The sequence below is a fragment of the Rathayibacter tritici genome (genome assembly GCF_001641005.1).
GTDB lineage: Bacteria > Actinomycetota > Actinomycetes > Actinomycetales > Microbacteriaceae > Rathayibacter > Rathayibacter tritici.
On record NZ_CP015515.1, the window covers coordinates 484,742 to 497,202 of the forward strand.

Sequence of the window (12,461 nt, forward strand, 5' to 3'; positions counted from 1 at the left end):
GGGAGAGAAGTGCCAGGAATCTTCTTGTTTCTGGTCGGACTGCGATGGAGGCGGGGGAGAGGGCGTCGCTGCGGCTGTTACCGTACAGGTAAGAACGGCGAGTAGGGCGATGCCGACTAGGGCTGTTGGGCGCACTGTAGGGTTCCTCTTTCATCATGCGGAAACAAGCGTTTCCTCTGTGATTGCAGCGTAGGGCGGAGGGAAACTCAGGTCTAGTAGAACCTGCCGGTACAACCCGCCCCACTATCGGGGTAGTGGGGCGGTGGGGGCGGCGATCGACCGAGGTGCTCGGCGAGGGGTGAGGGCGTCTACCGGCGCGTCGATGCGCGCACGTGCATCCGCTCGCCCTGGCGGCCGAACAGGCTGAGGAACTCGACCTGCTGCTCGTCGGCGCGGCCGAACCAGTGCGGCACGCGGGTGTCGAACTCGGCGGCCTCACCCGCGGGCAGCACCAGGTCGTGCTCGCCGAGGCGCAGGCGGAGCCGACCGCTCAGGACGTAGAGCCACTCGAAGCCCTCGTGGATGCCCTGCTCACCGGGTTCCGTCACCGGCCCGGGCGGGAGCGTGTGCTTGAACGCCTGGAGCGCCCCCGCATCACGGCTGAGCGGCTGGATCAGCATGCCGTTCCGGCGCACCGGCCGCCCGTGCACTCGCGGATCCTCCGGCGCGGCCCCGACGAGTTCGTCGAGCGGCGCTCCGAGGGCGCGTGCGATCGGGAGGAGCAGCTCGAGCGTCGCGCGCCGGCCGCCGCTCTCGAGCCGCGACAGTGTGCTCGCCGAGATGCCGGTCTCGGCCGCGAGCGAGGCGAGAGTGCGGTCGCGGCGGGTGCGCAGGCGTCGCAGGCGCGGTCCGACGGCGGCGACGATCTCGTCGTCGGAGGGGGTGGGCGGGGTCTCGGGCACGGCGCCATCCTGGCACGAGGAGTTGCGGCGCGTGCCGGAACAGCACGGATCCTCGCGGGTTCGTGCAGGGCGGCGGAGCATCGGGGGCATGACCTTCACCGATGCCTCTACCGGCCCCTCCACCGATGCCCACGCCGACGTCCTCATCCTCGGCGCCTCCTTCGCCGGCCTCGCCGCCGCCACGGCCCTGGGCCGCAGTCTCCGCGACGTCCTCCTGGTCGACGGCGGACCGCCGCGGAACGCGCCCTCGCCCGGCGCGCACAACGTGATGACCCGAGACGGCACGTCACCGACCGAGCTGGTGCGCCTGGCCCGAGCGGAGGCCGAGGGCTACGGGGCCCGGGTCGTTGCGGGCGACGCGGTGCGCGCCTCCGCGGGCCCGGAGGGGGTGACGGCGACCCTCGCCGACGGCACGGTCCTCCGTGCCCGCCGACTCCTGCTCGCGACAGGCGTCCGCGATCTGCTGCCGGACGTTCCCGGGCTCGCCGACCGCTGGGGACGCGACGTGCTGCACTGCCCGTACTGCCACGGCTTCGAGGTGCGCGGGCAGCGGATCGGCGTGCTCGGCAGCTCGTTCGCGGCGCATCAGGCGCAGATGTTCCGGCAGCTCAGCGAGCGGACATCGATCCTGCAGAACGGGGCGCCCGCGCCGACGGGTGAGGAGGCGGCGGCGCTTGCCGCGCGCGGGATCGCCCTCCTGCCTGGCCTGGTTGAGAGAGTCCTCGTGGAGCAGGACCGCCTAGTGGGGGTCGTGATCGATGGGCGGCGGCACGCGCTCGATGCGGTCGTCGTCGGCCCGCGGGTGCAGGGGCGGCTTCCGGAGGGGCTCGGGCTGGAGCTCGCGGACCACGCGTCGGGCGTCGCGCGGCACCTCGCCGTCGACCCGATGGGCCGGACGGGCGTGCCCGGGGTGTTCGCCGCGGGCTCGCTGGTCGAGCCGATGTCGCAGGTGGTCGCCTCCGCCGCCGACGGCCTGCGCGTGGGCGCGGCGATCAACCACGACCTGATCGAGGAGGAGATCGCTCAGGCGGTGCGGGCCGCGTGACTCCGACTCAGCGGCGGCGGTACTCGAGCTCGGGGCGGCCGGGGGAGCCGTAGCGGGGCGCGCGGTCCGCGACTCCGGAGTCGGCGAGATGCTCGAGGTAGCGGCGAGCCGTCACCCGCGAGATATCGAGGCGGGTGGCGAGCTCGGCGGCCGAGAGGCCGACGGGGCCCAGCAGTGCAGTGACGGCCTCGAGCGTCTCGGCGGAGAGACCCTTCGCCAGGCCCGGAGCGTTGGAGGTGCGCAGCGCCGCGAAGGCGCCGTCGACTTCGTGCTGGCTGGCGACGTCGGCGCTGTGCATCCGCTCGCGGTAGGCCCGGTAGCTGGCGAGCTTCGCCGCGAACACGCTGAAGACGAACGGCTTGATCAGGTACTGCACGACCCCGGCGGCGACGGAGGCGCGCACGACCGCGGCGTCGCGGACGGCGGTGATCGCGATCACGTCGACGTCCAGACCCGCCGCCCGGACCGCCCGGCAGAGGTCGAGGCCACCCATGTCCGGCAGATTCATGTCGAGCAGGATCAGCGCGATCCCCGGATCCGCGCGCAGGGCCCGGATCGCCTCCGCCCCGCTGCCCGCGACCGCGGCCACCTCGAAGCCCTCGACCCGGCGGACGTAGTCGGCGTGGGCGCTCGCGGTCAGCGGCTCGTCCTCGACGACGAGCACCCGGATCATGACGCTACCCGCGCGGGCAACGGCAGCTGCACGGTGAACACCGCGCCGACGTGGCGCGACACTTCGATCGTGCCGCCGAGCCGCTCCACCACCTGCTGCACCAGCGCCAGACCGATGCCGCGGCCGAAGCCGTCCGACTCTTTCGTGGAGTAGCCGCGCGCGAACACGTCGGCGGCGCCCTCGACTCCGGGGCCGCTGTCGGAGACCTGCACGACCAGCTCGCCCTCCGCGAGGCCGAGGTAGACCTCGACCCACGGCGTGCGGTCGGGGGCGGAGGACGCGGCGGCGTCCAGAGCGTTGTCGATCAGGTTGCCGAGCACGGTCACTAGATCCCCCGGCTCGAGCCCCTGCGTGCCGGGCTCGAGGTGGGTCTCGAAGTGCAGCTCGACGCCGCGCTCGCGGGCTTGCGCGGCCTTGCCCAGCAGCAGCGCGGCGATCACCGGCTCCTGCACGGAGCCGAGGACCCGGTCGGCCAGGCGCTGGCTGAGGTTCAGCTCGCCTGCCGCGAAGGAGAGCGCCTCGTCCTGTCGACCGAGCTCGATCAGCGAGGCGATGGTGTGCAGACGGTTCGAGAACTCGTGGGTCTGCGAGCGCAGCGCATCGGAGAGGGTGCGCAGCGACTCCAGCTCGCCGCTCACCCGCTGCAGCTCGGTGCGGTCGCGCAGGGTGATGACCGTGCCCATCGGCCGGGCACCGGGGGAGGCGGCCGGCCGTTCGTTCACCACGAGGATCCGCTCGCGGGCCACGATCAGGCGGTCCGAGACGGGCTCGTCGTCCTGCAGCAGCTCGCGCAGCGCGTCGGGGAGGTCGAGCTCGGCGACCGGCACCGGCGTCCGCACGCCCTCGAGCCCCAGCAGCTCCAGCGCGTGGTCGTTGGCGAGCACCAGCCGGCCGCGGTCGTCCACCAGCAGCAGCCCCTCCCGCACCGAGTGCAGCACCGACTCGTAGTAGGCGAAGACCTGGCTCATCTGCTCGGGGCCCCTGCCGCCGGTGACGCGGCGCAGGTAGCGGGCCAGGAGCCACGAGCCGAGCGCGCCGAGGGCGACCGCCCCGAGCGCACCCCAGGCGACGACCTGCACGCGGGCGGCGAAGGAGGCGTCCACGCTCGAGAGGGTGACCCCGGCCGAGACGAGCGCGACCACCCTGCCATCGGCGTTCTCGATCGGCGCGACGGCGCGCACCGAGGGGCCGAGCGTGCCGGTGTATGTCTCGGTGAACGTGCGGCCCTCCAGCGCTGGCTGGATCGTGCCGCGGAACGGCAGGCCGATCTGGTCGCGGTCGCGGTGGGTGTAGCGGGTGCGGTCCGGATTCATGATCGTGAGGAAGTCGACGCCGGTGTCGCGCATGATCTCCTCGGCGTAGGGCTGCAGAGTCGCGGCCGGATCCGGCTCGCCCGCGGCCTGCAGCACGAACGGGTTGTCGGCCACGGTGCGCGCCACCACGAGGCTTCGCTGCGCTGCCTCCTCGCCCGCCCGGCCGCGCGCGTCGAGTGCCAGCACGGCGACGGCCGCGGCCGCGATCAGCAGGATGCAGAGCAGCTGCACGACGAAGAGGCGGGCTGCGATGCTGCCGCGCGGCCCGTGTGCGCTCGTCGTCCTGACCATGCCACCCCCTCGTGAGCGAGCGCCCGCAGCGCCCCGCCGTGGGCAGCCTCGGCCGTGAACTGCCCCGCCGTGGACAGCCCCGCCGTGAACTGCCCCGCCGTGGACAGCCTCGGCCGTGAACAGTATGAACGCAACCGTGCCGCGCGTCGGCGGTGGAGCCACCATCGTTCTACCCCCTGACCTCGACGAAGAGAAGGACACCTCATGGCGAAGACGCCTCGCACGCCGCACGACCGGCTGCTCCCTGCGGTCACCCCGCCGAAGACCCGGCGGCGGATCGACCGCAATCATTGGCTGTACATCGCCGTGATCATCGCCGTGGTCGCCGGCATCATCGTCGGGCTTGTCGCCCCCGCTTTCGCGGCGACCCTGGAGCCCGTCGGTAAGGCGTTCGTCGGGCTGATCAAGATGATGATCGCGCCGATCATCTTCTGCACCATCGTGATCGGCATCGGCTCGATCGCGAAGGCTGCCACGGTCGGCAAGGTCGGCGGTCTCGCGCTGGGCTACTTCATCGTGATGTCGACCTTTGCTCTGGCGATCGGCCTCGTCGTCGGCAACATCCTGCACCCGGGTGAGGGCCTGGACATCTCGAGCGCCACCTACGACACCAGCGACCTGAAGGCCGAGAGCACCTCCGACTTCATCCTCGGGATCATCCCCGTCTCGCTGTTCTCCTCGCTGGTGGACGGCAGCATCCTGCAGACCCTCTTCGTCGCGCTGCTCGTCGGCTTCGCACTGCAGAAGATGGGCGCCAAGGGCCAGCCGATCCTCGGGGTGATCAAGCAGCTGCAGGTCCTGGTCTTCCGGATCCTCTCGATGGTGCTCTGGGTCGCTCCGATCGGCGCATTCGGGGCCATCGCGGCCGTCGTCGGCAAGACCGGCTGGGGCGCGGTCGTCGCGCTCGCCACCCTGATGATCGGCTTCTACATCACCTGCGCGATCTTCGTGATCGTGGTCTTGGGCCTGCTGTTGCGCCTGGTCACCGGCGTCAGCATCTTCTCGCTGATGAAGTACCTGGCCCGCGAGTACCTGCTCATCGTCGGCACTTCCTCCTCGGAGGCGGCGCTGCCCCGCCTGATCGCGAAGATGGAGCACCTCGGAGTCTCCAAGCCCGTCGTCGGCATCACTGTGCCCACCGGCTACTCCTTCAACCTCGACGGCACCGCGATCTACCTCACGATGGCGTCCCTTTTCATCGCCTCGGCCACCGGCGCGCCGATGTCGATCCCGGAGCAGATCGGCCTCCTGCTGTTCATGATGATCGCCTCGAAGGGCGCCGCCGGCGTCACCGGAGCGGGTCTGGCCACGCTGGCCGGCGGCCTCCAGTCCTTCCGCCCCGACCTGGTCAACGGCGTCGGCGTGATCGTGGGCATCGACCGCTTCATGTCGGAGGCCCGCGCGGTCACCAACTTCACCGGTAACGCGGTTGCGACTCTGCTTGTGGGCACCTGGACCAAGCAGATCGATATGGTGCAGGTCCGCGAGGTTCTCGGCGGACGCTCGCCCTTCGACGAGACGACCTTCGGCGCGGAGGAGCACGAGGCTCCGGCGTCAGGCACGTCGATCACCGAGGGGATCGCCTCGATCCAGGATTCGGACGAGGCGGCCCGGATGCGCGCGGAGATCGCGGGCAAGCGCTAGCCCGACCGCATGGACGGCCCCGTCTCCGGAGCGATCCGGGGGCGGGGCCGTCGCGCTGTCAGTGCCTGCGCACCCCGAGGAGGGGCAGCGTCACCGAGCACAGTGGCCCGATCAGCACCGCGAAGAGGAGAGTACCGAGGCCGGCGTCGCCGCCCAGCGCCCAGCCGAGGATCAGCACCGTGAGTTCGACTCCGGAGCGCGCTATCCAGATCGGCAGTCCCGTGCGAGTGTGCAGGCCCAGCATCAGCCCGTCGCGAGGCCCGGGGCCCAGGTGCGCGCCGATGTAGATCCCGCTCGCCACCGCGAGCAGTACCAGCCCGCCCGCGAAGAGGAGCCCGCGCGCCCACCATTCCTCCGGCGTCGCCAGCACGCGCAGGCCGACGTCGATCATCGTGCCGACCACGAGCACATTCAGCACCGTGCCGAGCCCGGGCCTCTGCCGGAGGGGGATCCACAGCAGCAGGACGAGCAGGCCGATCATGTTCGTGAGCAGTCCGATGCCGAGGCCGGTCCGGTGAGCGAGGCCCTGGGCGAAGACCGTCCAGGGATCCACTCCGATGGCTGCGCGAATCATCATCGCGTCGGCGAAGCCATACAGGACCAGCCCGCTCAGCAGCCGCGGCACGGGTTGGAGGCGCCACTGGCCCGCTGGAGGAGCGGCTGCCTCGGCCGGTGCGATCATCGTCATGGAGAACATCCGACCGCGCCATTGGCCTTTTTCGCGCGGTCCAATCCGGCTACCGTGGACGCATGGCTGATGTCCACTTCGGCGCTCGCGCCCTGCAGACCCTCCTCGGCGACTGGCGCGAGCAGCGCGGCATCCGCCCGGCGTACCTCGCGCTGGCCGACCGGATCCGCCTGCTCGGGATCGACGGCCGCATCCCCGCCGGCAGCCGCCTCCCGGCCGAGCGCGAGCTCTCGGCCCGCCTCGGCGTCAGCCGGACGACCGTCGCCGCCGCCTACCGTGAGCTGCGCGAGAGTGGGTACCTCGTCAGCGTGCGCGGCTCCGGCAGCGTGACGCGCCTCCCCGGAGCGGCGGTGCACGCCGTGCCCTCGCTCGCGCCGGACTTTCTCGACTTCACGAAGGCGACACTGCCCGCCGTCCCCGAGCTGGCCGAGGCCTACACCCGGGCGGCGCAGCTGGCTCCCGAGCACTTCGACTCCGGCTCCTACGACATCGTCGGCCTGCCGGTACTGCGCCGGGCGATCGCCGAGCGCTACACCGCGCGGGGCCTGCGCACCGAGCCCGGCCAGATCATGGTGACGATCGGCGCGCAGCACGCGATCGCGCTCGTCGCGCGGACCCTCCTCGCCCGAGGGGACCGGGCGCTGATCGAGGCGCCGACCTACCCGCACGCGTACGAGGCACTGCGGCTGGCCGGTGCGCGGCTCGTGTCGGTCAACGTCGACGGCGCCGACGGCTGGGACGGGGAGGGCCTGATCGCCGCGCTGCGCGGGACGAGCCCGAGCCTGGCCTACCTGATGCCCGACTTCCACAATCCGACCGGCCGCTCGATGGCCCCCGAACTGCGGGAGCGGGCGATCAGCGCGGCCGTCCGGCAGGGCACCCTGATCATCGCCGACGAGACGACGGCCGAGCTCGACATCGACCGGCGGATGTCGCCGCTACCCTTCGCCGCCTACGGGCCCGAGGGCACCGTGCTCTCGATCGGCTCCGTCGGCAAGACGCTGTGGGGCGGAATCCGGATCGGTTGGATCCGCGCTGAGCGGGCGGTGATCCGCAAGCTGGCACTCGCGCGCTCGGCGAGCGATCTCGGCACGCCGATCCTGGAGCAGCTGCTGGTCGCGGACATGCTCGGGCGGATGGACGGGGTGCTGGAGTTGCGCCGCTCGCAGCTGCGGGCGGGTCGCGACCACCTCGAGGTGGCGCTGGCGAACACGGTCCCGGAGTGGAGTGTGCCGCGGGTCTCGGGCGGCCTCTCCACCTGGGTCGGGCTCGGCCGTCCCGCGAGCTCGCAGCTGGCGCTCGCCGCCCGGACGGCGGGGCTGCTGATCACCGCGGGTCCGCGGTTCGGGATCGACGGCGCCTTCGAGCGCTTCCTGCGCATCCCGATCGGCTACTCGCCCGAGGCGACCGATCGGGCCGTGCAGGCGCTCGCGACGGCGTGGGCGCAGGTCGCCCGGCACCCGGCTGCCGATCCGGGGTACCTCGCCGACGTGGTGTAGCCAGAGGCCGCTGCTCACCGCAGCGGAGGCTCGGTCGCGATCGTCTCCGGGCCGGTGCAGCTGACCGACGTCTCGGGCGCCGTCGTCGCCGGATATGCGTACACGGCGCAGGGCGCTGTGCAGGCCAAGACCGGGACGGCATCGACCGTGTTGCAGTTCGCGGGCCAGTACGTCGTCGCCGAAAAGGGCTTCCTCTACCTGCGAGCCCGGTACTTCGACCCGGTGACGGCGCTGTTCCTGTCGGTCGACCCGCTCGTGGGCGCGACGCACGAGGCGTATCTGTATGCGGGGAACAACCCGCCGAACGCGCCGGATCCGCTCGGTCTGTGGGACTGGATGGACACGGTCGCGACGGTCGGGATCGGGATCGGACCCGTCGCCTTCGCGCTGACGGGCGTCGGCGCGGTGGTCGAGGTGAGTGCCGCCGTGGGATGGGTGGGGGTTGGGCTCGGAGCCGTGAGGGCAGGGCTGGATCTGTACGCCTGCGTAGGCGGCGACAACCTCGGTTGCGGCGGGGCGGTCTTCAATGGCTTGGCGGCAGGAGGTGGCGTGGCTGGAATATACGTCGAGGGAGGAGCGCTAGGCGTGGGGATGGCCCGGGCGACTCTGCCTTACGCGGCGACGGGCTTGGGTCTCGACTCGATGGGCGCGGCCAAGACCTTCAGTGAGGAAGACGAGCGCGACCGGGAAGCTGAATCCGAACGTGACGCGGACGATGCTGCTCGGCATTGATGCTCAGCAGGAGAGTGAAGAGTATGGAAATCACAGACAGTTCGACCTCTCGCGTGTCGGGAGAGCTCATCGGACCGGACTACTGCGAGCAGCACGAACCGGTGAGGCGTAATCTTGGCCTCTCGGTGGTCCTTTTCGTCATCGGATACGTCGGCATGGGCGTTGCGATGTTCGTCCTGGCGAGGACGCCATGGCAGACCCCCCTCGCAGTTCTTCTGGGTCTCTTCGCGGTCGTCGCGCTCGGATGGGGTATGAGAGGGCAGGCGAGGTTCGGCGCGCGTATCGCTGACGATCTTCGTCGTGAGGGCTACGCGATCGATCGACCGGTTCCGATGCGCAACACGAATCTTTTCGGTAAGTGGAGTCGGCGTAATAAGATCTCCCCTGACATGATCTTCGCGGTAGGCGCGAAGGCCGGATCTCGGGTCGATGAGCGCGGACAGGAAATTCCGAGAGGAAGACGAGTGTGATCGGGAAGAACTTTATCGACTAGGCTGGTAAGAAGCTTATGAATAGCGCTCGAAGCTCCCAAGCTTGCTCCCCGAGTCCACCGAAGCGGGGACGCTCCAGGTTGGCATCGACGACACGGCACTCCAGCCCCCGGTCCGGTTAGAGACCCACCGCGCGCAAGCCCAGCTCGTAGAGGCGGCAAAAGGTCGTGAGGTCCGGGTCGCAAAAGGTAGCGTGAGGCACGTGGAAGTCTTTCGGGTGGGCAGCGTAGAAACTCCCATCATCGGAAAACCTCGACCCCGTTCCCGGTTCCGACGCGCCCCCCATACATCCGCACGGCTACACCCTCAACTCCGAAGAGCCCCTTGACATCCTTGTCGGTGCCTTCGATGATGGGTGACGGGCTTCGAACCTCGGCGGGTTGCTGGGAAATGTGGCCCGCACCGCTTCCGAAGCCAGAGGATCGAGAGTCGTGAATAAGTGGCATCTTTTTTGGGGAGGGGATTTCACATGGGAAGAGCTAGAAAGCAATTGTTCGCGGTGGCTGCCGCCGCAACTTTGGCAATCGTTTCGGTTTCACCGGCAGCAGCTGCCAATGAAGTAGACCTCGCCGCCGACGCAAAGGCTGTTTATGGCTCGGTAGCAACCTCGCCCGAACCAGAAGCAAAACTTGCGTCCCTTACCCCGGCAGAGAAGTCTCTTTTTGAAGTCTGGATCAGACCAACGTCGATCCAGATCGCGACAACAGAAAGCAAAGCGTCAGTTCTTTCCAGCCAGGATGATTGCCGAACTTATACGACGCGCGGCAGCTTCTCGAATCAAGTCGGCGGTACGCTTGGGGAATTCTGGACAACGGGTCAGGCTTGCGCCGACGACTCATCGATTGTCACAGCACATTATGTTGACGGAGGTGGCCGCACCTCGGCATTCGGGTGGAGTTATGTCGGAAGTGATACTGGTCAGGGGGTTTCTGATGGTGCTGGATTCGTTTATGGGAGCTACCGCTTCAAGCTTAACCTAGGCGGCATCGACGTTCAACAGCCTTCCTATTGCGCGCGCTCCGTCTTCACGCTTGCTGCATCGCACGGTGACACGGTTTGCGGTATCGGATAGGCTTTCGACGGAATTTTCGACCGGATGGCGACGACATGCTTTCATCAGCTCTGCATCGAAACGATAAAAAACTGTATAGGTCACCCGTCCTGGGTGTGGTCTTGCTGCTCGCGATGGCCCTTCTTGCTGTCACGCTTTCGCCGATATGGTTCGCTTTTGCTGCCCTCATTGCTGGAATGAATTTTGTGCGACTCGTTCGAGACATGGCATTGAGCCCGGCCCCCGCCTATCTACTGGCTTTTCTAATTGCCCTCAATATAGCAGTTATATTGACCATTCTCGGTATCCTCATCTCGAACGTGGAGCATTATTCATAACGTCTGATTCGGGCGTGTCTCTCAGAGGCATCGGCTTCCGGTTCGAGAAAGGGGAACTCCAAAGCTCGCTATTTTCGAAAGGGGAGGCCGCGACCGTGGCGAGGGGTGACGTGCACCATCCGTCCTGAACGGCCGTTCCAGCAGGAGAGTCCGATGGCATGACGGGCAGGCTTCGACCGTGACAGGCGGATCGCAGAAGCGACCGTGGGATGCCCTCGTCGAGATCGGGGAATGGATTTCCTTCAGCGGAGGCGGGCGGGCGAGCGGAGAGCCGGGACTCCGCTTCGCTGCGAACTGCTTCGTGCCCGGCGGCGAGGAGGGTCCCGACGTGGATATCGTGTCGATCGTCCTCGAAAGGGCCTCGCGCGATATGACGGTCTGGGAGGCGCGTTTCCTCGCTCCCGCCCTGGCGATGCGCTCGATCGAGATCTCTCAACGGATCGTCGTCACCGAGGCCATCAAGCCGGTCGCCCTCGGTGTGGTGATCGCCGTTCGGCCATGATGTCTGAGCGGGAGACGAGGGCATCCGACCGAGGAGTCCCGCATCTCGGTGAGGGCGACCTGAACGCTGTCGACCGGATCTCCACTGAGTCCTTGCCCGATCCTGGAGCAGCTGCTGGTCGCGGACATGCTCGGGCGGATGGACGGGGTGCTGGAGTTGCGCCGCTCGCAGCTGCGGGCGGGTCGCGACCACCTCGAGGTGGCGCTGGCGAACACGATCCCGGAGTGGAGTGTGCCGCGGGTCTCGGGCGGCCTCTCCACCTGGGTCGGGCTCGGCCGGCCCGCGAGTTCGCAGCTGGCGCTCGCCGCCCGGACGGTGGGCCTGCTGATCACCGCGGGTCCGCGGTTCGGGATCGACGGCGCCTTCGAACGCTTCCTGCGCATCCCGATCGGCTACTCGCCGGAAGCGACCGATCGGGCCGTGCAGGCGCTCGCGACGGCGTGGGCTCAGGTCGCCCGGCACCCGGCTGCCGATCCGGGGTACCTCGCCGACGTGGTCTGAATCCGAGGCCGTCGGCGAGGAGCTCATCCGGCGCAGAACGTCTGCCAGGCCGTCTCGACCGCGCTCCGATGCAGATCATCCAGGCCCGCCGCGTCGCGCTCGCGCTCCGTGGCGACGAGGTCGGGGCACTCGGGCCTCCCGGCGACGTCGGCGGCGCGGCCGAGGGCACTCACCAGCGAGCCGCCGATCTCGTCGAGTTCGGTCCGGACGGTGGTGAGGTCAGGCGCGGACGTGGGTGCTGCGTCCGGATGCTGCTTCCACTGCTCCATCAGGCCGCGCTGCACTGTCTTGCTGGCGTCGATCTGCGCGCGGAAGACGCGGCGGACGAGGTCGGTGTCGGTGCCCTGCTCCGATGCGCGATGCGCGGCCTCGTCGAGGACGACCTCCTCGCGCTGCGCGTCGTCGATCGGCGTCCCGCTGAGCCACTTGGAGCGGGCGACCGGGTCGGCCAGGTCGATGCGCCGCACGATCAGCGCCCCCGTGTCGCGGAGCACGTCCGTCTCACCGGGCGCTCCGCTGTCAGAGGCCGAGCTGGACAGCGCGATGCCCGCGCCCGCCACTGTCGCGATCAGAAGGGCGGCGGCAGCAATCAGTAGCCGACGAGGGCCTCGTCGTGCGGTTTCGGTCATAGTGACTCTTCCTCCAGTCAATCGAGAATCCATCGTGCCCAGGAGGGTCCGGCGACCTCGGAGGCGCGCCAGGGTTTTTCCTGGGTCGTGCCCCCGAGGGTGCGCCACCCCGCCGATGCGAGCGCTGCGCCAGCAGCTGAGAGCGATCTTCGCCCGGTTCGC

General features: G+C 69.2%; 13 protein-coding genes. 8 read left to right on the plus strand and 5 right to left on the minus strand.

Going from position 1 to position 12,461, the window contains the following annotated elements; all coding sequences use genetic code 11:
* Positions 1-308: 308 nt before the first annotated feature.
* Entirely contained in the window at positions 309-902 is a 594-nt protein-coding gene (locus tag A6122_RS02235) for a helix-turn-helix domain-containing protein (RefSeq protein ID WP_068251091.1), read from the minus strand.
* 88 nt (positions 903-990) lie between these two features.
* Between A6122_RS02235 and A6122_RS02240 the strand changes: the two genes are divergently transcribed.
* Positions 991-1,947, plus strand: coding sequence for an NAD(P)/FAD-dependent oxidoreductase (locus A6122_RS02240; RefSeq protein WP_068251094.1), 957 nt, complete (start codon positions 991-993; stop codon positions 1,945-1,947).
* Positions 1,948-1,954: 7 nt separating this feature from the next.
* Here A6122_RS02240 and A6122_RS02245 read toward each other — a convergent pair whose 3' ends face one another.
* On the minus strand, positions 1,955-2,620 hold the full coding sequence (locus A6122_RS02245) for a response regulator (protein WP_068251097.1): 666 nt from the start codon (positions 2,618-2,620) through the stop codon (positions 1,955-1,957).
* Positions 2,617-4,224, minus strand: coding sequence for an ATP-binding protein (locus A6122_RS02250; protein WP_068251098.1), 1,608 nt, complete (start codon positions 4,222-4,224; stop codon positions 2,617-2,619). The genes A6122_RS02245 and A6122_RS02250 overlap by 4 nt, the downstream gene beginning before the upstream one ends.
* Before the next feature lie 204 nt (positions 4,225-4,428).
* On the opposite strand from A6122_RS02250, the gene A6122_RS02255 reads away from it, so the two are divergent.
* Entirely contained in the window at positions 4,429-5,868 is a 1,440-nt protein-coding gene (locus A6122_RS02255) for a cation:dicarboxylate symporter family transporter (protein ID WP_068251099.1), read from the plus strand.
* A gap of 58 nt (positions 5,869-5,926) precedes the next feature.
* Here the strand turns inward: A6122_RS02255 and yczE are convergent, their stop codons facing one another.
* The gene (gene yczE, locus A6122_RS02260; RefSeq protein ID WP_104261872.1) at positions 5,927-6,445 is read right to left on the minus strand and encodes a membrane protein YczE; all 519 of its coding nucleotides are present in this window, start codon (positions 6,443-6,445) and stop codon (positions 5,927-5,929) included.
* Between the two features lie 173 nt (positions 6,446-6,618).
* Between yczE and yczR the strand changes: the two genes are divergently transcribed.
* The 6 genes from yczR to A6122_RS02290 all read left to right on the plus strand — a co-directional run bounded on the left by yczR (position 6,619) and on the right by A6122_RS02290 (position 11,670).
* Positions 6,619-8,055 carry a MocR-like transcription factor YczR gene (yczR, locus tag A6122_RS02265; protein WP_068251101.1) on the plus strand — a complete coding sequence of 479 codons (1,437 nt, stop codon included), beginning with the start codon at positions 6,619-6,621 and terminating at the stop codon, positions 8,053-8,055.
* A 54-nt stretch (positions 8,056-8,109) separates the two neighbouring features.
* Positions 8,110-8,787, plus strand: coding sequence for an RHS repeat-associated core domain-containing protein (locus tag A6122_RS02270; protein ID WP_068251104.1), 678 nt, complete (start codon positions 8,110-8,112; stop codon positions 8,785-8,787).
* Between the two features lie 23 nt (positions 8,788-8,810).
* Positions 8,811-9,257, plus strand: a complete 447-nt coding sequence (locus A6122_RS02275) for a hypothetical protein (RefSeq protein ID WP_146077273.1) — start codon at positions 8,811-8,813, stop codon at positions 9,255-9,257.
* A 520-nt stretch (positions 9,258-9,777) separates the two neighbouring features.
* On the plus strand, positions 9,778-10,350 hold the full coding sequence (locus A6122_RS16330) for a hypothetical protein (RefSeq protein WP_146085062.1): 573 nt from the start codon (positions 9,778-9,780) through the stop codon (positions 10,348-10,350).
* 495 nt (positions 10,351-10,845) lie between these two features.
* On the plus strand, positions 10,846-11,169 hold the full coding sequence (locus A6122_RS02285; protein ID WP_068251112.1) for a hypothetical protein: 324 nt from the start codon (positions 10,846-10,848) through the stop codon (positions 11,167-11,169).
* 138 nt (positions 11,170-11,307) lie between these two features.
* Entirely contained in the window at positions 11,308-11,670 is a 363-nt protein-coding gene (locus tag A6122_RS02290) for a hypothetical protein (protein WP_068251115.1), read from the plus strand.
* Between the two features lie 23 nt (positions 11,671-11,693).
* Here the strand turns inward: A6122_RS02290 and aroQ are convergent, their stop codons facing one another.
* Positions 11,694-12,299 (minus strand): gamma subclass chorismate mutase AroQ, encoded by a 606-nt coding sequence (gene aroQ / locus A6122_RS16900; RefSeq protein ID WP_068251119.1) that lies wholly within the window; start codon positions 12,297-12,299, stop codon positions 11,694-11,696.
* Positions 12,300-12,461: the final 162 nt, after the last annotated feature.